The organism is Cupriavidus sp. KK10, from assembly GCF_018223725.1.
In the GTDB taxonomy this organism is placed as follows: Bacteria; Pseudomonadota; Gammaproteobacteria; order Burkholderiales; family Burkholderiaceae; genus Cupriavidus; species Cupriavidus necator.
Map to the genome: position 1 here is coordinate 6480003 of NZ_CP073677.1, position 25780 is coordinate 6505782.

The 25780-nt window shown below is 67.9% G+C and carries 23 protein-coding genes, 1 tRNA gene and 1 pseudogene; 16 read left to right on the forward strand and 9 right to left on the reverse strand.

All coding sequences use genetic code 11. The features are described 5' to 3' along the window. Positions 1–376: 376 nt before the first annotated feature. From KB879_RS30295 to KB879_RS30315, 5 genes are all read left to right on the forward strand, one after another. A complete protein-coding gene (locus KB879_RS30295) occupies positions 377–1777 on the forward strand; it encodes a C4-dicarboxylate transporter DctA (RefSeq protein ID WP_041228234.1) in 1401 nt (466 codons plus the stop codon). Positions 1778–1824: 47 nt separating this feature from the next. Continuing rightward, a complete protein-coding gene (locus KB879_RS30300; protein WP_013958339.1) occupies positions 1825–2517 on the forward strand; it encodes a GntR family transcriptional regulator in 693 nt (230 codons plus the stop codon). A 567-nt stretch (positions 2518–3084) separates the two neighbouring features. After that, a complete protein-coding gene (locus tag KB879_RS30305) occupies positions 3085–3888 on the forward strand; it encodes an SDR family oxidoreductase (protein ID WP_013958340.1) in 804 nt (267 codons plus the stop codon). A gap of 42 nt (positions 3889–3930) precedes the next feature. Beyond that, positions 3931–4710, forward strand: coding sequence for an enoyl-CoA hydratase-related protein (locus KB879_RS30310; RefSeq protein ID WP_153954247.1), 780 nt, complete (start codon positions 3931–3933; stop codon positions 4708–4710). A 26-nt stretch (positions 4711–4736) separates the two neighbouring features. Next, positions 4737–5573 (forward strand): crotonase/enoyl-CoA hydratase family protein, encoded by an 837-nt coding sequence (locus tag KB879_RS30315; protein WP_013958342.1) that lies wholly within the window; start codon positions 4737–4739, stop codon positions 5571–5573. A 10-nt stretch (positions 5574–5583) separates the two neighbouring features. On the opposite strand, the gene KB879_RS30320 is transcribed toward KB879_RS30315, so the two are convergent. The 3 genes from KB879_RS30320 to KB879_RS30330 form a co-directional block, all read right to left on the reverse strand. After that, complete coding sequence (locus tag KB879_RS30320) at positions 5584–5952, reverse strand: DUF2784 domain-containing protein (protein WP_013958343.1); 369 nt, start codon at positions 5950–5952, stop codon at positions 5584–5586. A 17-nt stretch (positions 5953–5969) separates the two neighbouring features. Next, on the reverse strand, positions 5970–6890 hold the full coding sequence (locus KB879_RS30325) for a LysR family transcriptional regulator (RefSeq protein WP_010812145.1): 921 nt from the start codon (positions 6888–6890) through the stop codon (positions 5970–5972). Positions 6891–7038: 148 nt separating this feature from the next. Then, on the reverse strand, positions 7039–7734 hold the full coding sequence (locus KB879_RS30330) for a hypothetical protein (RefSeq protein ID WP_211980407.1): 696 nt from the start codon (positions 7732–7734) through the stop codon (positions 7039–7041). A gap of 283 nt (positions 7735–8017) precedes the next feature. Between KB879_RS30330 and gcl the strand changes: the two genes are divergently transcribed. The 7 genes from gcl to KB879_RS30365 all read left to right on the forward strand — a co-directional run bounded on the left by gcl (position 8018) and on the right by KB879_RS30365 (position 19302). Next, positions 8018–9802 carry a glyoxylate carboligase gene (gcl, locus tag KB879_RS30335; RefSeq protein ID WP_013958346.1) on the forward strand — a complete coding sequence of 595 codons (1785 nt, stop codon included), beginning with the start codon at positions 8018–8020 and terminating at the stop codon, positions 9800–9802. Between the two features lie 111 nt (positions 9803–9913). Continuing rightward, positions 9914–10696 (forward strand): hydroxypyruvate isomerase, encoded by a 783-nt coding sequence (hyi, locus tag KB879_RS30340; protein WP_013958347.1) that lies wholly within the window; start codon positions 9914–9916, stop codon positions 10694–10696. A gap of 57 nt (positions 10697–10753) precedes the next feature. Continuing rightward, positions 10754–11668: a 2-hydroxy-3-oxopropionate reductase gene (gene glxR, locus KB879_RS30345; protein ID WP_010812149.1), complete on the forward strand. Its 915-nt coding sequence runs from the start codon at positions 10754–10756 to the stop codon at positions 11666–11668. A 66-nt stretch (positions 11669–11734) separates the two neighbouring features. After that, the gene (locus tag KB879_RS30350) at positions 11735–13057 is read left to right on the forward strand and encodes a glycerate kinase (RefSeq protein WP_211980408.1); all 1323 of its coding nucleotides are present in this window, start codon (positions 11735–11737) and stop codon (positions 13055–13057) included. Between the two features lie 108 nt (positions 13058–13165). Then, positions 13166–14629 carry a pyruvate kinase gene (gene pyk, locus KB879_RS30355; RefSeq protein ID WP_013958349.1) on the forward strand — a complete coding sequence of 488 codons (1464 nt, stop codon included), beginning with the start codon at positions 13166–13168 and terminating at the stop codon, positions 14627–14629. 235 nt (positions 14630–14864) lie between these two features. Continuing rightward, positions 14865–15743: a neutral zinc metallopeptidase gene (locus KB879_RS30360; RefSeq protein WP_211980409.1), complete on the forward strand. Its 879-nt coding sequence runs from the start codon at positions 14865–14867 to the stop codon at positions 15741–15743. A 412-nt stretch (positions 15744–16155) separates the two neighbouring features. Further along, positions 16156–19302 carry an efflux RND transporter permease subunit gene (locus KB879_RS30365; protein WP_211980410.1) on the forward strand — a complete coding sequence of 1049 codons (3147 nt, stop codon included), beginning with the start codon at positions 16156–16158 and terminating at the stop codon, positions 19300–19302. A gap of 158 nt (positions 19303–19460) precedes the next feature. Here KB879_RS30365 and KB879_RS30370 read toward each other — a convergent pair whose 3' ends face one another. The 4 genes from KB879_RS30370 to KB879_RS30385 form a co-directional block, all read right to left on the reverse strand. Then, a complete protein-coding gene (locus KB879_RS30370; RefSeq protein ID WP_013958352.1) occupies positions 19461–19874 on the reverse strand; it encodes a hypothetical protein in 414 nt (137 codons plus the stop codon). A 269-nt stretch (positions 19875–20143) separates the two neighbouring features. Next, complete coding sequence (rnk, locus tag KB879_RS30375) at positions 20144–20563, reverse strand: nucleoside diphosphate kinase regulator (RefSeq protein ID WP_010812155.1); 420 nt, start codon at positions 20561–20563, stop codon at positions 20144–20146. Positions 20564–20760: 197 nt separating this feature from the next. Next, positions 20761–20937 carry a hypothetical protein gene (locus KB879_RS30380; protein ID WP_153954241.1) on the reverse strand — a complete coding sequence of 59 codons (177 nt, stop codon included), beginning with the start codon at positions 20935–20937 and terminating at the stop codon, positions 20761–20763. Positions 20938–21101: 164 nt separating this feature from the next. Next, positions 21102–21557, reverse strand: coding sequence for a Cd(II)/Pb(II)-responsive transcriptional regulator (locus KB879_RS30385; RefSeq protein WP_013958354.1), 456 nt, complete (start codon positions 21555–21557; stop codon positions 21102–21104). 204 nt (positions 21558–21761) lie between these two features. On the opposite strand from KB879_RS30385, the gene KB879_RS30390 reads away from it, so the two are divergent. Together KB879_RS30390 and htpX are read left to right on the forward strand one after the other, a co-directional pair. Then, complete coding sequence (locus KB879_RS30390) at positions 21762–22115, forward strand: hypothetical protein (protein ID WP_249221211.1); 354 nt, start codon at positions 21762–21764, stop codon at positions 22113–22115. A gap of 125 nt (positions 22116–22240) precedes the next feature. Beyond that, the gene (gene htpX, locus KB879_RS30395) at positions 22241–23119 is read left to right on the forward strand and encodes a protease HtpX (RefSeq protein ID WP_013958356.1); all 879 of its coding nucleotides are present in this window, start codon (positions 22241–22243) and stop codon (positions 23117–23119) included. Positions 23120–23128: 9 nt separating this feature from the next. Here the strand turns inward: htpX and arfB are convergent, their stop codons facing one another. Beyond that, the gene (arfB, locus tag KB879_RS30400; RefSeq protein WP_018310122.1) at positions 23129–23533 is read right to left on the reverse strand and encodes an alternative ribosome rescue aminoacyl-tRNA hydrolase ArfB; all 405 of its coding nucleotides are present in this window, start codon (positions 23531–23533) and stop codon (positions 23129–23131) included. 162 nt (positions 23534–23695) lie between these two features. On the opposite strand from arfB, the pseudogene KB879_RS30405 reads away from it, so the two are divergent. After that, positions 23696–24270, forward strand: a pseudogene (locus tag KB879_RS30405) (DUF1294 domain-containing protein). A 70-nt stretch (positions 24271–24340) separates the two neighbouring features. Here the strand turns inward: KB879_RS30405 and KB879_RS30410 are convergent. Further along, positions 24341–24416 (reverse strand) — tRNA-Arg (locus KB879_RS30410). A 460-nt stretch (positions 24417–24876) separates the two neighbouring features. Between KB879_RS30410 and KB879_RS30415 the strand changes: the two genes are divergently transcribed. After that, positions 24877–25770 (forward strand): cytochrome c5 family protein, encoded by an 894-nt coding sequence (locus KB879_RS30415; RefSeq protein ID WP_211980411.1) that lies wholly within the window; start codon positions 24877–24879, stop codon positions 25768–25770. Positions 25771–25780 lie beyond the last annotated feature (10 nt).

The window sequence follows — 25780 nt, forward strand, 5'->3', positions numbered from 1 at the left end:
AGGCCCGCCGGTGTCTGCCGCAAGGCCTGCCGGCGCGGGCGGGGCGCCCGGGCCGAAGCTCTATTCTGTGCGATTCATGTTAGCACAGTGAATTCAAAAATTGCATACAAAAATGATATGCACTATATTCGCTTCCACGTTCAGACAATTTGCCGCGGACAATCCGGTCCGCACAGGCGATTGCGTGGATTCCGCCTCAACAGGGGGGCTATCCGCGAGGTGGCGCGCTCCCGACCCGGAAGCCCCGCACGGAACGTAAGGCCGGCAGCCACCCGCCAGTAGAGCAGTACGGGGCCGCCGGTGATTCCTGGATCAGATGGGCCAGCCAGCACCAGCCAATGCACAGGCGCCGGACCGGCCCGGTACGGAGACAACCATGCAGCATGCAGTTCCCTCGCAGCCCCGCCCCGGCACCCCCCAGCCCCGTTTGCATACCCGCTTCACCCGTTCGCTGTTTGGCCAGGTGCTGATTGCCCTGGTGATTGGCACGGCACTCGGCCTGGCATTCCCCGAGTTCGCCGCCAAGCTCAAGCCGCTTGGCGATGCCTTTATCAAGCTGATCAAGATGCTGATCGGCCCGATCGTATTCTGCGTGGTGGTGGCCGGCATCTGCGGTGCGGGCGAGCTGAAGAAGGTCGGCCGCGTCGGCATCAAGGCGGTGGTGTACTTCGAGATCGTCACCACCATCGCGCTGGCGCTTGGCATCCTGCTGGCCTATGTGTTCCAGCCCGGCGTCGGCATGAATGTCGACCCGCGTTCGCTCGATGCGTCGGCCATCGCCGGCTATATCGACAATGCCACCAAGGTGAAGGACCAGGGCACCGTCGATTTCCTGCTCAAGCTGATCCCCAATACCGTGTTCGGTGCCTTTGCCAATGGCGACGTGCTGCAGGTACTGGTGGTATCGATCCTGTTCGGCTGCGCGCTGTCGCTGGTGGGTGAGCCGGGCCGGCCGCTGGTCAGGCTGATCGATACCTTCTCGCACACGCTGTTCAAGATGATGGGCTTCATCATCAAGCTGGCGCCGCTGGGCGTGCTGGGCGCGGTGGCCTTTACCGTGGGCAAGTACGGCATCGGCTCGCTCAAGCAGCTGGGCTTCCTGGTGTTCCTGTTCTACGGCGCGGTGGCCATCTTCGTGCTGGTGGTGCTGGGCACGATCATGCGCGTGTGCGGTTTCTCGGTGATCAAGCTGATCCGCTACCTGCGCGCCGAGCTGCTGGTGGTGCTGGGCACGGCCTCGTCCGACAGCGTGCTGCCGCAGGTGATGAAGAAGCTGGAGTTCATGGGCATCAAGAAGTCGGTGGTGGGCCTGGTGATCCCGACCGGCTACTCGTTCAACCTGGATGCGTTCTCGATCTACCTGACGCTGGCTGCGGTGTTTATCGCGCAGGCGACCAACACGCCGCTGGCGCTGGGCGACCTGCTTGGCATCCTGGCGGTGGCGCTGGTCACCTCCAAGGGCGCGCACGGCATCCCCGGCTCGGCCATCGTGATCCTGGCGGCAACGCTGTCGGCGCACCCGGCGATTCCGGCGATCGGGCTGGTGCTGGTGTTGTCGGTGGACTGGTTCATCGGCATCGCCCGCGCGCTCGGCAACCTGATCGGCAACTGCGTGGCCACCGTGGTGGTGGCCGCCTGGGAGAAGGATATCGACCGCGAACGGGCCCATGGCGTGCTCAACGGCACCATTGAAGCGACCGACCTGGATGCGGGTCTGGCCGCGATGGCGGAGGACGGCGTGGACGCCGGATCTCCGGTCGCCGTGCCAGGGCGATAGAATCACGCATCTCCCCAACCGCGCAGCCTCTGCGCAAGTGCGCTGCCATGCCCGAGCATATCGATCCTGACATGACCGCCGAGGCGATCGCCGAAGACATAGTCGCGGCCATCGTTTCGCACCGCCTGCCGCCCGGCACCAAGCTGCGCGAGGAGGCCTTGGCCAGTGTCTACCGCGTCAGCCGCACCAAGGTGCGCGCGGCGCTGCTGATGCTGTCCAAGGACAAGGTCATCCAGATCGTGCCGGACAAGGGCGCCTTCGTGGCCAAGCCCAGCGCCGAAGAGGCGCGCGAGGTCTTCGCGGTGCGCCGCATCCTGGAAGCGGCGCTGGCGCGCGAGTTCGTCGCCAAGGCGACGCCCGCCGACTACAAGCGGATTGACAAGCACCTGGCGGCCGAGCGCAAGGCGCTGACGGGCAACGATGCGCAGGTGCGCACCCGGCTGCTGGGCGACTTCCATATCGTGCTGGCCGAGGTGGTCGGCAACGGCGTGCTGACCGAGATGATGCGCGAGCTGTCGACGCGCAGCGCGGTCATCACCATGCTGTACCAGTCGCGCCGCGACGCGGCCTGCTCCTCCGACGAGCACCGCGAATTCATCGAGGCCGCCCGCGCCGGCGATGTCGAGCGGGCCGTCGCGCTGATGGTGGACCACCTGGGCCACGTGGAAGGTGCGCTGCATTTCGAGGAAACCGCGCCGGTGTCGCGCGGCAAGGACCTGGTGACCGCGCTGCTCGCGTAGGCGTCCGCTTGATGTGAGTCAAAGCGGCCCCAGCCGCCCACGCGCACACTTGACCCCGCCATGAAGACGCGGGGGCGCACTTCATGAGCACTCCGCCTTCCGGCACCTCATCGTCGGAAGGCTGCCCGCACGCTGCAACGGTGTGCGGGCTTTCTTTTTTCTGAGGACTGGGTTTTGCGCTGCGGAATGGCGCCCTGTCCCGCCCCTTCGCCGCCACGCTGCCGCACCCGTTTTTCCCTTTCCCGCCAGCTAGTTGCAGCCCCCGGACGGCATTCCCGGCGCCGCCATTGTTGCGTCCGCGGCGGCCGGCATTGCCGGCAATACGCGAAATCGAATCCCGGCTTCGGGTTAGGATGCCGGAGGCCAGAGGCCGGCGCCGCCCCCGCAGCATCGGGAGCGGACGCACACCAGAACAGAAACATGGAGACCGTCATGCGCCATCGCGCGATACCTGCCGTGCAGCCACGCCGCCGGCGCTAGCCCTCCCCTGCATTTCGCCCCGCCACGGTTCTGCCCGACGCCGGATCGCGGCCCGCATCGCCTGACCATCGATCGAGAGGACTTCCCATGCCCAGTGCCTTCCGCCCCGACGCCTTTGCCGGCAAGACCGTATTCGTCGCCGGCGCCTCCTCCGGCATCAACCTCGGCATCGCGCACGGCTTCGCGCGCGCCGGGGCGAAGCTGGCGCTGATCAGCCGCACCGCCGAGCGCATCCAGGCCGCCGCCGACACCATCACCGCGGCCGGCGGCACCGCCATCGGCATGGCCGCCGACGTGCGCGACTATCCCGCCGTGGAAGCGGCCTTCGCGCGCGCCCAGGACGAACTGGGGCCGATCGACGTGGTGATCTCCGGCGCCGCGGGCAACTTCCTCGCGCCCGTGGTCGGCATGTCGGCCAATGCCTTCAAGACCGTGGTCGATATCGACCTGCTCGGCACCTTCAACGTGTTCCGCGCCAGCTTCGACCACCTGGCCAAGCCGGGTGCATCGCTGATCGCCATCACCGCGCCGCAGGCGGTCAACGCCATGATGTTCCAGGCCCATGCCTGCGCCGCCAAGGCCGGCATCAACATGCTGATCAAGTGCCTGGCGATGGAATGGGGCCCGGCCGGCGTGCGCGTGAACGGCATCTCGCCCGGGCCGATCGCCGACACCGAAGGCATGGCGCGGCTGGCGCCCACGCCCGAGATGGAGGCGCGCTACAAGGCCCGCCTGGCGCTGCGCGACTACGGCACCAAGGACGATATCGCCGATGCCGCGATGTACCTGAGCAGCGACAACGCGCACTACGTCACCGGCACCATCCTCGACTGCGACGGCGGCAGCAAGCTGGGCGACGCCTCGGCCGATGCGCTGAAGAAGCCGCAGTAAATCACCGTACCGAATACCGACCACGAGACCAGGAGACCCCCCATGACGGCATCCGTCCTCTATCAAGCCAGCGAAGGCGTGGCCACGCTGACCCTGAACCGCCCAGACGTGCTCAACGCAATGAACGGCGACCTGATGCGCGAGCTGCGCGAGGGCGTTGAGCGCGCCGCCGGCGACGCTGACGTGCGCGCCGTGCTGATCACCGGCGCGGGCCGCGGCTTCTGCGCCGGCGCCGACCTGGCCGCGCGCGGCAAGGATGGCATCACCGATTCCGGCACGCTGCTACGCGAGCGCTACCACCCGATCATCATGGCGCTGCGCCAGATGCCCAAGCCGGTCGTCACCGCGGTCAACGGCGTGGCCGCCGGTGCCGGCATGAGCCTAGCGCTGGCGGGCGACGTGGTGCTGGCGGCTCGCTCCGCCAGCTTCCTGCAGGCCTTCTCCAAGATCGGCCTGGTCCCGGACGCCGGCAGCACCTACTTCGTGCCGCGCTATGCCGGCGAGATGCGCGCCCGCGCGCTGGCCATCCTGGCCGAAAAGATCGATGCCGAGGAGGCCCAGCGCATCGGCCTGGTGTGGAAGGTCCACGCCGACGACGCGCTGCAGGACGAGGCCGGCAAGCTGGCCCGCCACCTGGCCACCATGCCGACCATGGCCTACGGCATGATCAAGGAAGCCCTCAACCAGAGCTTCGACAACGACCTGGCCGCGCAGCTCGAAGTGGAAGCCACGCTGCAGTCGCGTGCCAGCCGCAGCGATGACTGCAAGGAAGGCGTGGCCGCCTTCATGGAGAAGCGCAAGCCGCAGTTCAAGGGCCGTTGAGCACCCACATCACAAGGAGCCAGCGCATGAGCGCCAGCAGCAACGAACGTATCCTCGTCACCATCGAAGACGGCGTCGCCGACGTCCGCCTGAACCGCCCCGACAAGATGAACGCGCTCGACCAAGCCATGTTCGACGCACTGATCGAGACCGGCGAGCAACTGGCGCGCATGCCCGACCTGCGCGCCGTGGTCCTGTCAGGCGAAGGCCGCGCCTTCTGCGCGGGGCTGGACATGGGCAGCATGGCGGGCATGTTGTCGGACGGTGGCGGCGAATCCCACAACGACAGCATCGGCGCGGGCCGCCTCGGCAAGCGTACCCACGGCATGTCCAATCGCCCGCAGTACGCGTGCATGGTCTGGCGCGAGCTGCCGGTGCCGGTCTTCGCGGCGGTGCACGGCGTGGCTTTCGGCGGCGGGCTGCAGGTGGCGCTGGGGGCGGACGTACGCTACGTCGCGCCCGATACCAGGCTGTCGGTCATGGAAATGAAGTGGGGGCTGGTGCCCGACATGGCCGGCATGGTGCTCACGCGCGGCCTGGTGCGCCCCGACGTGCTGCGCGAGCTGATCTACAGCGCGCGCGTGCTGAGCGGCACCGAAGCCTGCGAACTGGGCCTTGGCACCTACCTGGCCGACGACCCGCGCGCCGCGGCGCTGGAAGCCGCGCGCCAGGTGGCACAGAAGAACCCGGATGCGATCCGTGCGGCCAAGCGCCTGATGGCGGTGGTGGAGCGCGGCGACAATGCCGCCATCCTGCAGGCCGAGTCCGATGAGCAGGACCGGCTGGTCGGCTCGCCCAACCAGCGCGAGGCAGTGCTGGCCAATATGCAGAAGCGCGCGCCGCGCTTCGAGCCGGCGGGCTGAAGCAACGCGCTCAGTGGTGGCGCCGTCGGCGCCACCACAGCACATAGACGGCCACGTTGACCGCCAGCACCACCGCGCCGAGCCACAGTTGCACCGCCGGCGTAAGCCCGGCCGGATAGATCAGCGGCAACAGGTAGCGCTCGACAAAACCGCCGCTGTAGCCCGCCTGCCCGGCAGCCTGGCGCAGCGTGTTTTCCAGCGGCGTCAGCGGGCAGATCCAGCCGGACCATTCGATCAGCACGCCCCATGCCGCCGCGGGCAGGTGCAGCCATGCGACACGCGGCCATCGCAATACCAGCAGTCCGCCCGCCACCACGAACAGGATAAACAGCCCGTGCACGATGACCACCAGGTCGGCCAGCCAGGCTGTGATCGGCATCGCGCTCGGCGGCGGCCTCAGTTGCCGCCCGCCGTGTCCATCCAGTAGCCCGGGCGCGCGAACTGCGCCTTCAGGTGCTCGATGAAGAAACGAATCTTGGCCGGCACCGGGCGCTGCTGCGGGTACACGGCAAGGATGTCGTAGGCCGGCAGCGCGTATTCGTCCAGCACCGTGATCAGCTCGCCGCTCTCCAGCTGCGGCAGGATCTCCCAGGTCGAGCGCCAGCCCAGGCCCAGGCCCTCGCCGGTCCAGCGGTGCAGCAGCTCGCCGTCGTTGCAGTCCAGGTTGCCGTTGACGCGCACGGTCACGGTCTTGCCGTTCTGGCTGAAGTACCAGCCGCGCTGCTGGCCGCCCTGCAGGTTGAACGCCAGGCAGTTGTGCTGGGCCAGGTCGTCCAGCGTCTGCGGCACGCCGTACCTGGCAAAGTACGCCGGCGTGCCGCACACCACGCGCTTGTTCGACGCCAGCTTGATCGCGACAAAGTTCGGGTCGATGGCGCCGCCGATGCGGATGCCGACGTCATAGCCTTCGCGCACCAGGTCGACCACGCGGTCGGTCAGGTTGAATGAGATCTGCACTTCCGGGTTGGCCGAGAGGAACGCCGGCGCGTGCGGTGCCACGTGCTTGCGCCCGAACGCCGCCGGTGCCGAAACGATCAGGTGGCCGGTGGCCTTGTGCTTGCCTTCGGCAATCAGCATCTCGGCGCGGTCCAGGTCGGCCAGCGCCTTCTTGCACTGCTCCATGAACACCGCGCCCTGCTCGGTCACGGCAATGCGGCGCGTGGACCGGTGCAGCAGCTTGACGCCGATGCGGGCTTCCAGCGCGTTGATGCGGCGGCCGATCATCACCGGCGTCACGTTCTGCGTGAGCGCCGCGGCCGCCATGCTGCCGTGCTCCACCACGGCGATAAAGGCTTCGATTTGCTTGAGTTTGTCCATCGGATATTCGTCTCCCGGGCGCCATTGTGCGGCATCCCCGGGGATGTGGCATCCCTGCGCGGCTGATGGGCAGGATCGCGGCATCCGCATACGGCCGCGTCAGCGCCGCTGCCAGGGGCACGCCGCGTCACCCGGCGCCGGTGCGGAATCAGCCGCCCGGAGCCGCCCGCGCCCTGACCTGCGCGTTCATCTCGGCCGCTTCGCCCAGCACATGGGCCAGCCGCCGCAGCGGGCGGCTGCATTGCACATGCAGGTACAGGTAGCAGGCCGCGCCGGTCACCACCATCACGCCGTAGATCCACAGCAGCGCCCCGGCCATGGCCTGCTGACGCGGCAGCGCGGCCACCACGGCCGCGGCCGGCGCCAGTGCCAGCAGCATTGCCACGGTGCGCGCAGCACCTTCCCACAACCGCAGTTGCAACACCACGCGCCGCTGGCGCGCCTGCAGCTGCGGCGGCGGGATGCGCGCCAGCCGGCGCAGCAGCGCATCCTCGGCCACACTGTGGCGGTCCATCTCGGCGGCCTGCCAGCGCAGCGGATGGCGCAGCCTGGCCAGCACGGTGCCGGCGCGCGTGAGTCCGGCGCCGACATAGCAGGCGGCGGACAGGGCCAGCAGCGCCTCGAAGGTCCGCAGCGACCACGGCGGCACCGGGTGCTTCAGCCACAGCCGCCAGACGGCCAGGGCCGCGCCGCTCAGGATGGTCGCGACCAGCGCCGCGATAAAGCCCACCCACAGCGCGCGCCCGAGGCGGCCGCCCTGCGCCGCACGGTCGGCGGCCGGCCCGGGCGGGGCGGCGGCAAGCGCTTCAAGCAGTTCGTAGGTAGACGGCAGCCTGGAATACATGATCGGCCCGGATGGCGAGGAATCCCGCCATTTTGCCGCACTGCGCTGCGGCGGCCGGCCGGCGCCGGCCCGTACCCACCGCTGCGCTGCGTGCCCGCACCGTCACACCACATATCCAATTGCGTACCCCGGCGTACCCCCGCCGACCGTCCGATCGAGCTTCCAAGGCGATATTGCGTACCCCAGGTATCGAATCAACTGATCTCCCTTCTGTTTATCCCACCCCGCCTGCGGGAATAGGATCGACTCCAACGGAATTCACACCATCACTGGAGACAAGATCATGGCAAAGATGAGAGCAATCGACGCGGCAATCGCCGTGCTGGAGAAGGAAGGCGTGACCACGGCATTCGGCGTGCCGGGCGCGGCAATCAACCCGTTCTACTCGGCAATGCGCAAGTCGGGCAACATCAACCACGTGCTGGCCCGCCACGTCGAGGGCGCCTCGCACATGGCCGAAGGCTACACCCGTGCCGAGCCGGGCAACATCGGCGTCTGCGTCGGCACCTCGGGCCCCGCCGGCACCGACATGATCACCGGCCTGTACTCGGCCTGGGCCGATTCGATCCCCATCCTCTGCATTACCGGCCAGGCCCCGCGCGCCCGCCTGTACAAGGAAGACTTCCAGGCCGTCGATATCGAATCGATCGCCAAGCCCGTGACCAAGTGGGCCGTGACCGTGCGCGAGCCGGCACTGGTGCCGCAAGTGTTCCAGCAAGCCTTCCACATCATGCGTTCGGGCCGCCCGGGTCCGGTGCTGATCGACCTGCCGTTCGACGTGCAGGTGGCCGAGATCGAATTCGATGTCGACACCTACCAGTCGCTGCAGCCGTACAAGCCGGCTGCCTCGCGCGCCCAGATCGAGAAGGCCATCTCGATGCTGAACGCGGCCGAGCGCCCGCTGATCGTGTGCGGCGGCGGCGTGATCAACGCCGACGCGGCGGAACTGCTGGTCGAGTTCGCCGAACTGGTCAACGTGCCGGTGGTGCCGACCCTGATGGGCTGGGGCGTGCTGGCCGACGACCACCCGCTGCAAGCCGGCATGGTCGGCCTGCAGACCTCGCACCGCTATGGCAACGCCACGCTGCTGGCTTCGGACTTCGTGATGGGCATTGGCAACCGCTGGGCCAACCGCCACACCGGCAGCGTCGATGTCTACACCAAGGGCCGCAAGTTCGTGCACGTCGATATCGAGCCCACCCAGATCGGCCGCGTGTTCGGCCCGGACCTGGGCATCGTGTCGGACGCCAAGGCCGCGCTGGAACTGTTCGTCGAAGTTGCCCGCGAAATGAAGATGGCCGGCCGCCTGCCGTGCCGCAAGTCGTGGGTGGCCGACGTGCAGAAGCGCCGCCGCACCATGCAGCGCAAGAGCGACTTCGACAACGTGCCGGTCAAGCCGCAGCGCGTGTACCGCGAGATGAACCAGTACTTCCCGCGCGACGTGCGCTACGTCAGCACCATCGGCCTGTCGCAGATCGCCGCGGCGCAGTTCCTGTCGGTCAATGAGCCGCGCCACTGGATCAACTGCGGCCAGGCCGGCCCGCTGGGCTGGACCATCCCGGCCGCGATCGGCGTGAAGACCGCCTCGCCGGATTCGGATGTGGTGGCGATCTCGGGCGACTACGACTTCCAGTTCATGATCGAAGAGCTGGCCGTGGCCGCGCAGTTCAAGGTGCCGTACATCCACGTGGTGGTGAACAACTCCTACCTCGGCCTGATCCGCCAGGCGCAGCGCAACTTCGAGATGGACTACTGCGTGCAGCTGGCCTTCGACAACGTCAACTCGCCCGAACTGAACGGCTATGGCGTGGACCACGTCAAGGTGGTCGAAGGCCTGGGCTGCAAGGCGATCCGCGTGTTCAAGCCGGAAGACATCGCTCCGGCCTTCGCCGAAGCGCGCGACCTGATGGCCGAATTCTCGGTGCCGGTGGTGGTCGAGGTGATCCTGGAGCGCGTGACCAATATCGCGATGGGCACCGAGATCGACAACGTCAACGAGTTCGAGCCGATCGAAGACCTCGAGGACATCGAGGAAGCGATCCTGAAGGAAGAAGTGGAAACGGCGTAAGCAGCACCATTCCAACATGGAAGCGCGGGCTACGGCCCGCGCAAATCCAGCGCCCCTGCATCACCGGTTCTGCACCGGCAGAACGACAACACAACTAAACCGGAGAGACTCATGACTAAACTTGCGGCCAACCTCACCATGCTGTTCAACGAAGTGGGGTTTCTCGACCGCTTCGAAGCCGCCGCGCGCGCGGGCTTCCGCGGCGTGGAATTCCTCTTCCCCTATGCCTTCCACGCGGACCAGATCGCTGACCGCCTGAACCGCTTCCAACTGGATCTAGTGCTGCACAACCTGCCCGCCGGCAAGTGGGAAGCGGGCGAGCGCGGCATTGCCTGCCACCCGGACCGCGTCGGCGAGTTCCAGGACGGCGTGGGCGAGGCCATCAAGTACGCCAAGGTGCTGGGCGTGCGCCAGCTGAACTGCCTGGTCGGCATCCAGCCGCAGAACGTCAAGCGCGAGCAGGCCCAGGAAACGCTGGTGGAAAACCTGCGCTTCGCCGCCAGCGCGCTCGCCGCCGAGCATATCGACCTGCTGGTCGAGCCGATTAACACCTTCGACATCCCCGGCTTCTTCCTGTCGCGCACGCAGCAGGCAGTGGACCTGATCAACCAGGTCAATGCGCCCAACCTGTACGTGCAGTACGACATCTACCACATGCAGCGGATGGAAGGCGAGATCGCCAACACCATCAAGGCCAACCTGCCGAAGATCAAGCACGTGCAGCTAGCCGACAACCCGGGCCGCAATGAACCGGGGACCGGCGAGCTGAACTACCACTTCCTGTTCAAGTTCCTGGACGAGATCGGCTACAAGGGCTGGATCGGCTGCGAGTACAAGCCGAAGACCACCACCGAAGCCGGCCTGGGCTGGCGCGCCGAACACGGCGTGCAGTAACGGGTTACCACCTACGCCAACCAAGACAGACTTAATCTCATTCAAGGAGACATCAACATGGCAAACCAACGCAACGTCGGCTTCATCGGCCTGGGCATCATGGGCGCACCGATGGCGGGCCACCTGCGCGCCGCCGGCCACACGCTGTTCGTGCATGACGTCAACCCGGCCCCGCAAGCGCTGGTCGATGCAGGCGTGACCGTCTGCACCAGCGCCGAGGAAGTCGCCAAGCGTGCCGACATCATCGTCATCATGGTGCCGGACACCCCGCACGTGGAAGCCGTGCTGTTCAGCGAAAAGGGCGTGGCCGCCGCGTTCAAGGCCGCCGGCAAGGAAGCCAGCCACAGCAAGATCGTGGTCGACATGAGCTCGATCTCGCCGATCGCCACCAAGGACTTCGCCGCGCGCATCAACAAGCTGGGCGCCTCGTACCTGGACGCGCCGGTGTCGGGCGGTGAAGTGGGCGCCAAGGCCGCTTCGCTGACGATCATGGTCGGTGGCCCGCAGGAAGCCTATGACCAGGTCAAGCCGCTGTTCGACCTGATGGGCAAGAACGTCACGCTGGTCGGTGGCAACGGTGACGGCCAGACCACCAAGGTGGCCAACCAGATCATCGTCGCGCTGAACATCCAGGCCGTGTCCGAAGCCCTGCTGTTCGCCTCCAAGGCGGGCGCCGATCCGGCCAAGGTGCGCCAGGCGCTAATGGGCGGCTTTGCGGCCTCGCGCATCCTGGAAGTGCACGGCGAGCGCATGGTCAAGCGCACCTTCGACCCGGGCTTCCGCATCGAGCTGCACCAGAAGGACCTGAACCTGGCGCTGCAGGGTGCCAAGGCCCTGGGCGTGGCACTGCCCAACACCGCCACCGCGCAGGAGCTGTTCAATACCTGCGCCGCCAACGGCCTGGGCAAGCAGGACCATTCGGCCCTGTGCCGCGCGATCGAGATCATGTCTAACCACCAGATCGCCAAGTAAGCAGCAACCAAGTCGTCCCCGCCCTGCGGGGACGACTAGCTTTCCCCGTCAGCACCAGGACTTTTCATGCTCGCCACCGAACCTCAAGCCGCCCTGCTCTCGCCCCAGCGCGCCGCAGCGCATCCCGGACAGTCCGAAGCGCGCGCGTTGCTGCGCGACCTGTTCGATACCGCGGTCGCTTCCGTCAGCGCCAGCCACTGCCTGCCGCCGCACCTGCCCACGCCGCCCAAGGGCCGCACGGTAGTGATCGGCGCCGGCAAGGCCGCTGCCGCGATGGCGCAGGCGGTCGAGGCGAACTGGCAAGGCGAGCTGTCGGGCCTGGTGGTGACGCGCTATGGCCATGGCGCCGAGTGCCAGCGCATTGAAGTGGTGGAAGCCGCGCACCCCGTTCCCGATGAAGCCGGTGCGCGCGCCGCGCAACGCATGGTGGAACTGGTGCAGGGCCTGACCGCCGACGACCTGGTGCTGTGCCTGATCTCCGGCGGCGGCTCGGCCCTGCTTGCCGCGCCAGCACCCGGCCTGACGCTGGCCGACAAGCAGGCCGTCAACAAGGCGCTGCTGCGCAGCGGCGCCAGCATCGGCGAGATGAACTGCGTGCGCAAGCACCTGTCGGCGCTCAAGGGAGGCCGGCTCGCGCTGCACTGCGCACCGGCACGCGTCGAGACGCTGCTGATTTCCGATATCCCCGGCGATGACCCGACCCTGATCGCCAGCGGCCCGACGCTGCCCGACGCGACCACCTGCGCCGACGCGCTGGCCGTCATCGCCAAGTACGGCATTGAAGTCCCCGCCAACGTGCGCGCCCACCTGGAAAGCGGCGCCGGCGAAACGCCCAAGCCCGGCGATGCCCGCTTCGAGGGCCACCGCAACGTGACGCTGGCTACCGCGCAGCAATCGCTGGAAGCCGCGGCCGCGCGCGCGCGTGCACTGGGCTACGAGGCCCATATCCTGTCCGACTGCATCGAAGGCGAAGCCCGCGAAGTGGCCGAAGTGCACGCCGCCATCGCGCGCCAGGTCGCGCAGCGCGGCCAGCCCTTCAGCAAGCCCTGCGTGATCCTTTCCGGCGGCGAGACCACCGTGACCGTGCGCGGCAAGGGCCGCGGCGGGCGCAATGCCGAGTTCCTGCTGGCGCTGGCGGTGGCGCTGGACGGCCTGGCCGGCGTGCACGCGATCGCCGGCGACACCGACGGCATCGACGGCTCCGAGGACAATGCCGGCGCGCTGCTGTCGCCCGACACCCTGACCCGCGCCGCCGCGCGCGGGCTGTCGGCGCGCGCGCACCTGGACAACAACGACGGCTACGGCTTCTTTGCCGGCGTGGACGACCTGATCGTCACCGGCCCGACCCGCACCAACGTGAATGACTTCCGCGCCATCCTGATCGTGTAGGCCTGCAGTCGTCAGCGCAGTACCGCCGTACCGAAGCAGTCGTTCACCTGAACAGCATTACCCGGCGCGCCACGTGGCGCGCCGTCCGAGAATGGAAGAGGAGACATCATGAGACGCCAGCGCAAAGCGAAGATCGTTGCCACGCTTGGACCCGCAAGCACCGATATCGCGGTGATCCGCGAACTGTTCGAGGCGGGCGCCGACGTGTTCCGGCTGAACTTCAGCCACGGCACGCACGAAGACCACCGCGCGCGCTACGACGCCGTGCGCAAGATCGAGGCCGAGACCGGCCGCCCGATCGCGATCCTGGCCGACCTGCAGGGCCCCAAGCTGCGCATCGGCACCTTCGCCGCCGGCAAGGTCGCGGTGCGCGCGGGCGATGTGTTCGTGCTCGACAGCGATCCCACCCCGGGCGACGGCACCCGCGTCTACCTGCCGCACCCCGAACTGTTCGCCGCCGCGCAGCCGGGCCAGTCGCTGCTGATCGATGACGGCAAGGTACGCCTGTCGATCGAAGCGGTGACCACCGGCACCATCACCACGCGCGTGGTCAACAACGGCACGCTGTCCGACCGCAAGGGCGTGAACGTGCCCGACGCCGTGATCCCCATCCCCGCGTTGACCGAGAAGGACCGCAAGGACCTGGACTTCGCGCTGGCGCTTGGCGCTGACTGGATCGGCCTGTCGTTCGTGCAGCGCCCGTCCGACATCGTCGAAGCGCGCGAGATCGTCGGCACCCGTGCCGGCATCCTGTCCAAGATCGAGAAGCCGGCCGCGCTGCAGCAACTCGAAGAGATCGTGCGCGTGTCCGATTCCGTGATGGTGGCGCGCGGCGACCTCGGCGTGGAGTTGCCGCCCGAGCGCGTCCCCGGCGTGCAGAAGCGCATCCTGCGCGTGTGCCGCCAGCTGGGCAAGCCGGTGGTGATCGCCACGCAGATGCTGGAATCGATGATCGACTCGCCGGTCCCGACCCGCGCCGAAGCATCGGACGTGGCCAGCGCCATCTATGAAGGCGCCGACGCGGTAATGCTGTCGGCCGAGTCGGCCAACGGCCGCTACCCGGTGCCGGCGGTGTCGATGATGAACCGCATCGTCACCGAGGTGGAACGCGACCCGCTGTACCGCAATCTGCTCGATGCCCAGCATGAGACCCCGCTGAACACGCGCCAGGATGCCATCTGCGCGGCGCTGCGCGAAGTCACGCAGATCATCGGCGCCGCCGCGACCGTGACCTACACGTCCTCGGGTGCCACCGCGCTGCGCGCCGCGCGCGAGCGGCCGTGCGCGCCGATCGTCAGCATCACGCCGAACCTGGAAATCGCTCGCCGCCTGGCCATTGCCTGGGGCGTCCACTCCACCGTGAGCCCGGATGTGCAGAGCGTGGATGAAATGGTCGAAGCCGCCACGCGCGCGGCGGTGGCCGAAGGCTATGCCGTGCCGGGTGACCAGATCACCATCGCCGCGGGGATGCCGTTCGGGCAAGGCGGGACTACCAACCTGCTGCGCGTGGCTGAAGTTGGCGCCAGCGCGGTGGCAACCGCACCGGCTGCGCGTGAGGCTGCTTTGGCGTAATTGCGCTGTTGCGTTCCCGTCCCGGAACGTTCAGGTCATGACGAAACCGGGTGCAAACCCGGTTTCTTTGTTTTGCCGCACACCGCCTGCGTTGCCCGTCTCCAGGGTGAGTGGGTGGTGTTTTTTTGTTGTGCGCCTGGATGCGGCTGGCTGATGGCGGAAGCAGCACCAACCCCCGGATTGCTATACTGATTGCCCCCCCCTGCAACTCACCCCCCCCAATCCCGGAGCCCCCATGCGCCTAGATGACGAAGCCGAAAGCCAGAACGTTGAAGACCGCCGCGGCGGATTCGGCGGCGGGTTCGGCGCCGGGCCAAAGACCATTGGCATCGGCACGATCGTCATCGCACTGGCAGCGTCCTATTTCTTCGGCATCGACCCGATGCTGATCATGCAGGGCGCCTCGGTGCTGCAAGGCTCCGGCCCGCAGCAGCAGCAGCATCAGGTGAACCGCCCGCCGGCGACGGATCAGATGACGGTGTTCACGCGCAAAGTGCTGGGCAATACCGAGCGCACCTGGCAACACATCTTTGAAACCCAGCTGAACCGCCGCTATGCACCCCCCACGCTGGTGCTGTTCTCCGGCGCCACGCCCACGGCCTGCGGCACCGGCCAGTCGGCGATGGGCCCGTTCTACTGCCCCGGCGACCAGAAGGTCTATATCGACCTGGCTTTCTATGACGAGCTGCGCCAGCGCTTCGGCGCCAGCGGTGACTTTGCCCAGGCCTATGTGATCGCGCACGAGATCGGCCATCATGTGCAGAACCTGCTGGGCGTATCGGACAAGGTCGACAGCGCGCGCCGCCGCATGGGCGAGGCGCAGGCCAACCAGCTGTCGGTGCGCATGGAACTGCAGGCCGACTGCCTGGCGGGTGTCTGGGCCGCCACCGCGCAGCGCGCCAACCAGCAGCTGCTGGAGCCTGGCGATGTCGAAGAAGGCCTGAAGGCCGCCGCCGCGATCGGTGACGACCGTCTGCAGCGCCAGTCGCAGGGCTATGTCGTGCCGGAGGCCTTTACCCACGGCTCCAGCGAGCAGCGCGTGCGCTGGCTGCGGCGCGGCATTGAGTCCGGCGATATCCGCAAGTGCGATACCTTCGCCTCGCGCGACCTGTAAGCGCGAACTCCACCCCCGACGTCTGAGGGGTGCCGGCAATGTGACGTTTGCGTTGTCCGGACCCTGTTCCCTGTCTATAATCGCCGGCAAGGCCGCATCACGACGGCCAGTCGCCGGCGTCGATCCTCACCGATCCTTCCTGCCGCAGCGCCGGGTTCTCCCCACAGGACCCCTGCAAGCGCCGCGGTGCACGCCGGCCCCGGTCGACGGGCCACGCGCCCCCTGACCGACAGGCGACCCGACCCGCGGCCAGATCGGCACCATCAGCAACATCGGCCCAGCTTTGCCGCGACTTGCCGCCTCTTGCCGCTGAGCCTTGCGGCGTCTCCACACCCAAGCCGTTCCGTTCCAACCGCACCGGAGCCACGGCCGATCTTCACTTGCCGTGCGCCCGTGCCAGCCCTGACCTGATATGGCGTCGTTTTTTCTGAAGCGCCCGGCGTTTGCCTGGGTGCTGGCCATCCTGACCGTGGTAGCGGGCCTGGTGGCTCTGAACCGCATCCCCATCGCCCAGTACCCGGCGGTGGCGCCGCCCACGGTGATCATCTATGCCGATTACCCGGGTGCGTCCGCGCGCACGGTGGAGGACCGCGTCACCGCGGTGCTGGAGCAGCAGATGCATGGCATCCCCGGCCTGCTTTACCTGGATTCCAGCAGCGAGGGCGGCACCGCCACGGTGACGCTGGGCTTCCGCCAGGGCACCGACCCGCAGCTGGCGCAGGTCAACGTGCGCAACCGCGTGGCGCAGGCCGAGCCCTTGCTGCCCGAGGCGGTGCGCCGCGGCGGCGTCTATGTCGACCAGGCCAGCAGCAGCGCCTTCATGTACGTGTCGCTGGTGTCCGGCAGCGGGCAGCTGGACGAGACCGCGCTGGGCGACTTTGCCGCCGGCTCGGTGCTGCCGCTCCTGCGCCGCCTGCCCGGCATCGGCAAGGCCGAACCGTATGGCGCCGAATACGCGCTGCGGATCTGGTTCGATCCCGACAAGCTGCATGCCTTTAACCTGACCACGGCCGAGGTCGAGGCCGCCATCCGCGCGCGCAACGGCAACGTGACGCCGGGCCAGCTGGGTGCCGCGCCTGCGGTGCCGGGACAGCCGTTCCAGGCGATCGTGCGCCCGCCCGCGCCGATGAGCGATGCACAGGCGTTCGGGCGCATCGTGGTGCGCGCGGCCACCGACGGCTCCGCCGTGCTGCTGCGCGACGTGGCGCGGGTGGAGCTGGCCGCCAGCGACTATCGCTACGGCTCCACGCTCAACACGCGCAATGCCGCGTCGATCGGGCTGAAGCTGGCCGACGGTGCCAACGTGCTGCAGACCTCGCGCACCGTGCGCGCGGCGCTCGATGCCGCCAGCAAGGGCTTTCCGGGTGACGTGCGCTATGAGATATCGTATGACGGCGCCACCTTCGTGCAGGCGTCGATCTCGCGCGTAGTGCTGACGCTGGTCGAAGCCACGGTGCTGGTGTTCCTGATCCTGTACCTGTTCCTGGGCAACCTGCGCGCGACGCTGATCCCATGCATCGTGGTGCCGGTATCGCTGCTGGGCACGGTCGCCTGCCTGTACGCGCTGGGGCTGTCGCTGAACGTGATCACGCTGTTTGGCGTGGTGCTGGCGATCGGCATCCTGGTGGACGACGCCATCGTGGTGGTCGAGAACGTCGAGCGCATCATGCGCACCGACGGCGTGGGCGCGATGGAGGCCGCGGCGCGCTCGATGCGCGAGGTCTCGGGCGCGCTGGTGGCGGTGACGCTGGTGCTGTGCGCGGTGTTCGTGCCGATGGCGTTCTTCGGCAGCGCGGTGGGCGTGATCTACCGGCACTTTGCGGTGACTCTGGCGGTGTCGATCGCGTTCTCGCTGTTCTTTGCGCTGACGCTGGCGCCGGCCATGTGCGCCAGCCTGCTGCGCCACAGCGCGGCGCCGGCGCGCGGGCCGCTGGCCTGGTTCGATGCGCGCTTTGCCGCCTTCACCGGGCGCCATGCCGGCTGGGTGCAGGCGCTGCAGCGCAGGCGGCTGCGCTGGCTGGCGGTCTACCTGGCGTTGACGCTGGCATGCGGCTACGCCTTGTGGAAGATGCCCAGCGGCTTCCTGCCGGAAGAGGATACCGGCGAGATCGTGGTCGATGTCGAGCTGCCCGCCGGCAGCACGCAGGCCGACACGCGCCGGCTGGTGGCCGGGCTGGAACAGTGGATGCGCGACCAGCACTACCCGGTGCATTCGAGCTTTGCCGTGCTGGGCTGGTCCAGCGGCGGCAGCGGCGAGCAGCGCGCCAGCCTGTTTATCGGCCTGACCGACTGGAAGGCGCGCGGGCGCAAGCACACGGCCCAGGCCGTGCTGGAGCGGCTGTCGGCCGGGCTGGAAACTTGGCCGGGACGCGGCGCGGCGCAGCTGTTTGCGTACAACAGCTCGGCGCTGCCCGAACTGGGCAGCATCGGTGGCCTCGACATGCGCCTGGTGGCGCGCCAGCCGGTGGGGCGCGAGGCGCTCTTCGCCGCGCGCGACAAGCTGCTTGAGCGCGCCAGACAAGACCCGGTGTTGGGCGAGGTACGCGCCACCACCGGCCAGCCGGTGCCCGCGCTGGACCTGAAGATCGACTACCGCAAGGCCGAGGCCTTCGGCGTCGATGCCGATACCGTGCACCACACGCTGTCGGCCACGCTGGGCTCGCGCTATATCGACGAAGTCGCGCGCGAGGGCCGCGTGCGGCGCGTGATCCTGCAGGCCGACGCGCCCTTCCGCATGCGGCCGGATCAGCTCGCGCGCGTGCACGTGCGCAACGCACAGGGCGCGATGGTGTCGCTGGCCGCGTTCGCCTCGCTGGAATGGGGACGCGGCGAGGTCACGCTCGAGCGCTTCGACGGCTTCAGCTCGGTGCGCATCAATGCCGAGGTGGCGCCGGGCTACACCACCGGCGCGGCCATGACGCGGCTGGCCGAACTGGTGCGCGAGCTCGGGCCGGAATACGACGTGCGCTGGACCGGGCGCGCCTTCGAACAGGAGCAGACCGGCACGCAGGCGCCGTGGCTGTTCGCGCTGTCGCTGCTGTTTATCTTCCTATGCCTGGTGGCGCTGTATGAAAGCTGGACCCTGCCGCTGGCGGTGATCGCGATCGTGCCGACCGGCCTGATGGGCGCGGCCGCGGCGATCTGGCTGCGCGGCATGCCCAACGACGTCTACTTCAAGGTGGGCGTGGTGGTGATCATGGGGCTGGCGGCCAAGAACGCGATCCTGATCGTCGAATATGCCGAGCAGTTGCGGCGCAGCGGTGCGGGCACCATGGGCGCGGTGGAGGCCGCCACGCGCGCGGCGCGCCAGCGGCTGCGGCCGGTGGTGATGACCTCGCTGGCCTTTGTGCTGGGCGTGGTGCCGCTGGCGATCAGCACCGGCCCGGGCGCGGGTGCGCAGCAGGCGGTCGGCACCGGCGTGCTGGGCGGCATGCTGGGTGCGACGGTGCTGGGTACGCTGGCAGTGCCGCTGCTCTATGCAGCGATCGCGCGCAGGTTGCCGCGCGCGCAGCCGGAACCCGGACACGACGCGACCGCCACGCAGCCGCCTTCGGCATGAGGGGCATGCCTGCGCGCTGACGCGGTCACGAGCCGACGGAAGAGAAAAGCGCCTGCCTGGCGAAGAGAGAAGGAGGAGGAGGTCAGCCGGGCAGGCGGGAGAGAAAACTTGCGGCCACCGCAGTGGCCGCACGAGGTCTTTGGGAAGACCTACGAGGATCAGACGCGATAGCCGTACAGGGAACCGTCACCCGAGCGGGAATTGTCGAGCGCACGATCGGCAATATCACCGGTGAAGGTGTGCGTACCTTCGCTGAAGGTATCGAACTTGCCTTGCTTGGAGATCTCGCCACTGAAGCTATGCGAGCCTTCGGTGAAGCTGTCGAACTTGCCGTCGCGGCGCGAACCTTCCGAGTACGGGTCGAAGCGGCCGGTGCGGGCTCCGTCCGTGTACGTATCGAACTTGCCTTGCTTGGCGCCGTCCGTATACACATCGTACTTGCCGGCCTTCAGCGCATCGGCATACACATCAAATTTGCCAACCTTGCTGGCAGCGGGGGCAGCCAACGCCACAGCGGACGCGGCGACAGCCGCGAACACGAGCGCGCCGCCAAGGATACGTCTGGCGATCATTTGGGACTCCTTCAACTGATTTCGTCGTTCTTTCTTGTATGGACCGGGATGAGACTCCGGCCGCTCTGCAATCTATGTTGCGATGCGAGCACGGACTGAAGATTAGTCACAGTCCACGCAAGCAGAAATACCGCTGCGACGAATGGTGCGTTGCGAGTCGTGAAACGACTGGCTTGCCGATGAATGGTGTCGATGGATCGCCAGGCACACGCGGCGCATGACGCGCCGGCGTGGCCCCGGCAGCACGCCTCAGGCGGCCGGGATGCGGCTCAAAGCGTGTACTGGCCGCTGGCTTCCGGCTGGAACGCGATCCCGGCGACACTCACCTGCTGCTCGCGGCCGTCGGGCAGCCGGTAGCTGACGGTCTGGCCGGCGCGCGCGCCCAGCAGCGCCTGGCCCACTGGCGACAGCACCGACAGGCGGCCGGCATCAAAGTCGGCCGCGTCGGGGTACACCAGCGTCCAGTTGCGCGGGGCCTGCTCGCCCGGCAGGTTGCAGACCAGGCGCGTGTTCATGGTGACCACGTCGGTCGGGATCTCTTCGGGCGCGACGATGGTGGCGCGCGCCAGCAAGCTGTCGAGCATGTCCTCAAGTTGCGCCGAGCCGGCGCGGCTGGCGATGCGCTCCAGGCGGGTCACGTCGAGTTCGGTCAGGTACAGGGTGGCGGTATTCGTTTTGGTGGCCGTCATGGCGGGTCCTCCGGCAGTCAGGTGGTTGGCGCGGCCCGGCCAGCATGGCAGGCGGCGGCGGTCAGGTCTGGCAGGTATGGCGTTTGCGCGGCAGCGCGGACATCAACGAATCCGGCGCGGGCCTTGCGGCAGTGGCCGGAAAAACTGAAAACGCTGGCTCGGGCCCGGTTCGGCCCGGGCCCCGCTATGGAGACGAATCAGGCTGGGAACCGGGCGGAATCAGGCGGTGCGCTGATCCGGCGGGGAGAGACTGCGCGCGTGGCGCGCTGGGGCAGGATGTTGGCCGTGGCGATCGCGCACGCGTGCGCGCGGCCGGTCCGCATCAGGCGGACAGGCGCATCGGGCATCGGCGTCAGGCGATCAGTCATGGTCATGCAGAATGTTTGATAAGGGGCAGCGGATGGTTCTCTGAACAGGCGAGCCGCGTAAGTCGTTGCTCACTACATCGCTCACTGGCTGCGCTGCCGCCGGGGCCCGTGCACCGCAGTGGTGCGATCACGGGAACAGCCATCGTAGCACAGCGACGCGCCTGCGCGCCTCACCCGTTGGCAGCATGCCCGGCCTCGTGCGCGCCCGCATGGCATTCACAGGCCGCGCCGGCCGCGGCCTGCTGCAGGTTCTGCAGGATGCCGCACTCACTGGCGGGCTGGTGGTGGTGGCAGGTCTCGCGCAGCGCGCGCAACTGCCCCTCAAGCGCCTCCAGCGCCACCCGCTGCGCATGGATCTGCGCGATCTGGCGGTCCAGCAGCGTATTGATGTCGTCGCAGTCCTGCGACGGATTGCGCTCGAACTCACGCAGCCGCCGTACATCCGACAGGCCCATGCCGAGCGAGCGGCAGTGGCGCACGAAATTCAGCTGGACCAGGTGGCCGTCGTCATAGCGGCGATAGCCGTTGGCCTCGCGCCGCGGCGCGTCGAGCAGGCCTTCGCGTTCGTAATAGCGGATGGTCTCAACATCGCAGCCGCTGGTACGGGAGAGTTCGCCGATGCGCATGATCCATGGTCCTCGCTTTGTACCCTGTAACTACTACAGGGTTAGTGATAGTGTAGGCCAGTCCGGCAGGTCTTGTCAGGGTGCCAGATGCAGCACTTATTGAACGGGTGACGCCGGCGTGCGACGGGCCCTGCGGGCGGCGCCTGCGCCATGCCGCATCCTGTAGAATTCCTTCCACATCTACCGATAAACCGTCCCCCCTTCGTGCGCTCCCTCCGGCTACTCCTGCTGGTCATGATGCTGGCCTTCCTGCCCCTGCCGGGCTGGGCGGCAGCGTTCGCGCACGCCGTGGTGGCCACCGGCGAGATGTCGGCCGCGCCAGCGGCCGGCATCGGCAACGACGACGCTGCCGGAACCGCCGCAACGGGCGAGCCGTCACCCGCTTCCGAAGCCGCCGAGCCGCAGTGGCAGCCCGGCGCCGACCTTGCCGAGCAACTGCTGCCGGCATCTCCCTTGCGCCTGGCCGCCTGGGGCGGCCGCGCCGGACCGCCGCGCTATGCCGGCGCCCCGCTGCCCGACCCCGATCTGCCGCGGCTGCCGCGTCCGCCGAGCGCCTGAGTCCCACCGGCGCGGCCTGGCCGTGCCCGCCTGTTCCTGCGTGCCGCGCCTGAGCGTGCGGCGTGCGTCTGCGGCCCGTCCGCATCCTGGCTGTACCGCCCTACACACCACTGCTCCACACACACATGAAACGCGTATTGCTTTTCCTGGCGACCAACCTCGCCGTCATGCTTGTCCTCAGCATCACCGCCAGCGTGCTGGGGGTGAACCGCTTCCTGACCGCCAACGGCCTGAACCTGGGCACGCTGCTGGCGTTCGCCGCCCTGATGGGCTTCGGTGGCGCCTTTATCTCGCTGCTGATGTCCAAGACCATCGCCAAGTGGTCGACCGGCGCGCAGGTCATCACCCATCCCAGCACCAGCACCGAGTTGTGGCTGGTGCAGACCGTCGAAAAACTGGCGCAGCGCGCCGGCCTGCCGATGCCGGAAGTCGCCATCTACGATGGCGAACCCAATGCCTTCGCCACCGGCGCGACCAGGAACAGTTCGCTGGTAGCGGTGTCCACCGGCCTGCTGCAATCGATGTCCCATGAAGAAGTGGAAGCGGTGCTGGCGCACGAGGTCGCACACGTGGCCAACGGCGACATGGTCACGCTGACGCTGATCCAGGGCGTGGTCAACACGTTTGTGATCTTCCTGGCGCGCGTGGTCGGCTACTTCGTCGATTCGATGCTGCGCAAGAACGATGAGGAATCGAGCGGCCCGGGCATCGGCTACATGGTCACGGTGGTCATCTGCGAAATCGTGTTCGGCATCCTGGCCAGCATCATCGTGGCCTGGTTCTCGCGCCGCCGCGAATTCCGTGCCGATGCGGGCGCGGCCGGCATGATGGGCACGCCCACGCCGATGGTGGCGGCGCTGCGCCGCCTGGGCGGCCTGGAGCCGGATGGCCTGCCGCAGAACATGCAGGCGATGGGCATTGCCGGCGGCAAGTCGTGGATGGCGCTGTTCTCCAGCCACCCGCCGATCGAGCAGCGCATTGCCGCGCTGCAATCGGCGCGCTGATACCAGACGCTATTCGAACACCCGGCCGCGCAGCGACTTGACCTGGCCGCGCTGGCTCTTGCTGTCCAGCCGGCGCCGGCGCGAGGCCAGCGTCGGCCGCGTGGGCCGGCGCACGCGCGGCGGCGTGGCCACGCTGCGCACCAGTTCGTGCAGCCGCCGCACCGCTTCGTCGCGGTTCTGGTCGAGGCTGCGGAACTGCTGCGCCTTGATCACCACCACGCCGTCGCGCGTGATGCGGTGGTCATGCAGCGCCAGCAGGCGCTCCTTGTGGTCGGGCGCGAGCGAGGAGGCATGCACGTCGTAGCGCAGGTGCACGGCATTGGACACCTTGTTGATGTTCTGGCCTCCCGCACCCTGCGCCCGGATCGCCGTGATCAGGTATTCGTGATGGGGGATGACTAGGTCGTCGGTCATGGCCGTATCATAGCAAGCGCCTCTGCGCCCGCTGCGCGGCGACGATCGCATGCCGGAGCCCGCGCCGGGAAGCGCCCCCGGCTCCCGCCGGAACGAACTGACGGTGGCCGGCCGCAGGTCTTCGCCTACACTTGCTGCCTCATACCAACACTCGGCAAAGATATGCGAAAAGCGGGTCGCATCAAATCGTGGCATGCCGAGAAGGGTTTCGGCTTCATCAACGTCCATGCGGACACGAAAGATGTCTTCTTCCACATCACGGCATTGCAAACGCGCGCCGTGACGCCCAAGCCCGGCGACCGAGTCAGCTTCGTACTCTCCAGGGGGAAGGATGGCCGGATACAGGCGCTTGACGTCGCCATCGCCGGCGCGCCCAGGCAGGCCGAAGAGGCAAGCTGGCTGCCAGCGCTGGCCGGCCTCGCGGCCGTGGTGGTCATCACCGCCTGTGCCCTCGGTGGCTACCTGCCCCGGCAGGTCGGCATCGCCAGCCTCCTCGCCAGCATCATCGCGTTCCTGGCCTACGCGGAGGACAAGGCGCGCGCCCGCCGCGACGCATGGCGCATCCCTGAAGCCCATCTGCACCTGCTCGCACCTGCGGCGGCTGGCCAGGCGCGCTGGCCGCCCAACATCTGCTTCGGCACAAGAACCGCAAGGCGGCGTTCCAGGCAATTTTCTGGGGAACCGTCGGGCTGAACATCGGCGCGATGGTGCTATGGAAGACCGCCCTGGCTGCATGACGGTATCGGGCTTCGGCCCGGCACGCGTGTCCACGACCGGCGTCACCGCACTACACATCGGGAAGAAATTTGGCGCGCCCGGCTGGGATCGAACCAGCAACCCCTGCCTTCGGAGGGCAGTACTCTATCCATTGAGCTACGGGCGCACAGGACGGTTTTGCAACCGGTTTGTGGGTACAGCGGTTGCGGCGGGCGAGTGCCGCCGCAGGAAAGTCGCATAGGATACCGCTTTTGCCCCGTGCCGTCCATGCGGGCCCGCCATGGGCTTCAGGGAACGTCTCGCAACCGCCGCTTTTTGGCACTGGCGGGGGGCCTTTGGCGCTATAATCGCCAGCTATTTGCGTCAAATCGTGCCCGCCACACCGCCGATGCAATGAGTCGACCGGGGTCAAGGCCGCGCGGCTTGTTGTCGGCGACAATCAGGCCCGGTCCGGGAGACAGTCCGCAGCGCGCAAATAACGACAGACCCAAGTCAGGCAAGGGCCGCAGCCAGCACGGGCGGTCCGGATGGGGCCGGACAGCGGTCAGCAAATGACCAGACCGGGCCAGAATAAGCACGCCGAGCGTAAGCGGCCAGAAGGTTTCCTGCAAAACTGAGAGTTCTGTATGAGCGACGTCCACAACGAACACGACGAACACGAGTCTCCCATCAAAACCCCGAAGCAGCTGATCGCAGTCGTGATCGCGGCTTTCCTGGTGCCGATCATCGTGATCATTCTGCTGGTCAACTTTGTCGGACACGGCTCGACGGAAAGCGCCGGAGTTGCCACCACGGCGGAAGCCGTCAACGACCGCATCAAGCCGGTTGCCTCGCTCGAAATCAAGGATCCCAACGCGCCGCGCGTCTTCAAGACGGGCGAGCAGGTCTACAAGGAAATCTGCGCCGCGTGCCACGCTACCGGCGCCGCGGGTGCACCCAAGTATGCCAACGCCGGCGACTGGGCCGCGCGCATCGGCCAGGGCTTTGACGGCCTGATGAAGTCGGTGATGAACGGCAAGGGCGCGATGGCCGCGCGCGCCGGCACCACGCCGGACGACTACGCCGACTACGAACTGGCCCGTGCCGTGGTTTACATGGCCGATGCCGGCGGCGCCAAGTTCCCGGAGCCGGCTGCCCCGGCTGCCGCCGCGCCGGCGACCGCCGCAGCCCCTGAAGCAGCCGCCGCTCCGGCCGCCGCTGCCGCGCCTGCACCGGCAGCGCCCGCTGCTGCGGCCCCGGCAGCTGCTGCCGCCGCACCCGCTGCTGCGCCGGCCGCTTCGGCCGACGTGGGCAAGAAGGTCTACGAGCAGGTCTGCGCCGCCTGCCACGCCGCCGGCGTAGCCGGTGCGCCCAAGTTCGGCGACAAGGCCGCCTGGGCGCCGCGCCTGAAGGAAGGCATGGACGCGGTCCACAACTTTGCGCTCAAGGGCAAGGGCGTGATGCCGCCCAAGGGTGGCTACGCTGGCCCGGACGCGGACGTGATCGCCGCCTCGGACTATATGGCCAGCGCCGCCAAGTAAGTCCTTCCGC

Excerpts from the sequence above, each read along its gene's own strand:
- KB879_RS30295 (WP_041228234.1), top strand. The coding sequence starts at position 377 with ATGCAGCATGCAGTTCCCTCGCAGCCCCGCCCCGGCACCCCCCAGCCC.
- KB879_RS30300 (WP_013958339.1), top strand. The coding sequence starts at position 1,825 with ATGCCCGAGCATATCGATCCTGACATGACCGCCGAGGCGATCGCCGAA.
- KB879_RS30305 (WP_013958340.1), top strand. The coding sequence starts at position 3,085 with ATGCCCAGTGCCTTCCGCCCCGACGCCTTTGCCGGCAAGACCGTATTC.
- KB879_RS30310 (WP_153954247.1), top strand. The coding sequence starts at position 3,931 with ATGACGGCATCCGTCCTCTATCAAGCCAGCGAAGGCGTGGCCACGCTG.
- KB879_RS30315 (WP_013958342.1), top strand. The coding sequence starts at position 4,737 with ATGAGCGCCAGCAGCAACGAACGTATCCTCGTCACCATCGAAGACGGC.
- KB879_RS30320 (WP_013958343.1), bottom strand. The coding sequence starts at position 5,952 with ATGCCGATCACAGCCTGGCTGGCCGACCTGGTGGTCATCGTGCACGGG.
- KB879_RS30325 (WP_010812145.1), bottom strand. The coding sequence starts at position 6,890 with ATGGACAAACTCAAGCAAATCGAAGCCTTTATCGCCGTGGTGGAGCAC.
- KB879_RS30330 (WP_211980407.1), bottom strand. The coding sequence starts at position 7,734 with ATGTATTCCAGGCTGCCGTCTACCTACGAACTGCTTGAAGCGCTTGCC.
- gcl (WP_013958346.1), top strand. The coding sequence starts at position 8,018 with ATGGCAAAGATGAGAGCAATCGACGCGGCAATCGCCGTGCTGGAGAAG.
- hyi (WP_013958347.1), top strand. The coding sequence starts at position 9,914 with ATGACTAAACTTGCGGCCAACCTCACCATGCTGTTCAACGAAGTGGGG.
- glxR (WP_010812149.1), top strand. The coding sequence starts at position 10,754 with ATGGCAAACCAACGCAACGTCGGCTTCATCGGCCTGGGCATCATGGGC.
- KB879_RS30350 (WP_211980408.1), top strand. The coding sequence starts at position 11,735 with ATGCTCGCCACCGAACCTCAAGCCGCCCTGCTCTCGCCCCAGCGCGCC.
- pyk (WP_013958349.1), top strand. The coding sequence starts at position 13,166 with ATGAGACGCCAGCGCAAAGCGAAGATCGTTGCCACGCTTGGACCCGCA.
- KB879_RS30360 (WP_211980409.1), top strand. The coding sequence starts at position 14,865 with ATGCGCCTAGATGACGAAGCCGAAAGCCAGAACGTTGAAGACCGCCGC.
- KB879_RS30365 (WP_211980410.1), top strand. The coding sequence starts at position 16,156 with ATGGCGTCGTTTTTTCTGAAGCGCCCGGCGTTTGCCTGGGTGCTGGCC.
- KB879_RS30370 (WP_013958352.1), bottom strand. The coding sequence starts at position 19,874 with ATGATCGCCAGACGTATCCTTGGCGGCGCGCTCGTGTTCGCGGCTGTC.
- rnk (WP_010812155.1), bottom strand. The coding sequence starts at position 20,563 with ATGACGGCCACCAAAACGAATACCGCCACCCTGTACCTGACCGAACTC.
- KB879_RS30380 (WP_153954241.1), bottom strand. The coding sequence starts at position 20,937 with ATGACCATGACTGATCGCCTGACGCCGATGCCCGATGCGCCTGTCCGC.
- KB879_RS30385 (WP_013958354.1), bottom strand. The coding sequence starts at position 21,557 with ATGCGCATCGGCGAACTCTCCCGTACCAGCGGCTGCGATGTTGAGACC.
- htpX (WP_013958356.1), top strand. The coding sequence starts at position 22,241 with ATGAAACGCGTATTGCTTTTCCTGGCGACCAACCTCGCCGTCATGCTT.
- arfB (WP_018310122.1), bottom strand. The coding sequence starts at position 23,533 with ATGACCGACGACCTAGTCATCCCCCATCACGAATACCTGATCACGGCG.
- KB879_RS30415 (WP_211980411.1), top strand. The coding sequence starts at position 24,877 with ATGAGCGACGTCCACAACGAACACGACGAACACGAGTCTCCCATCAAA.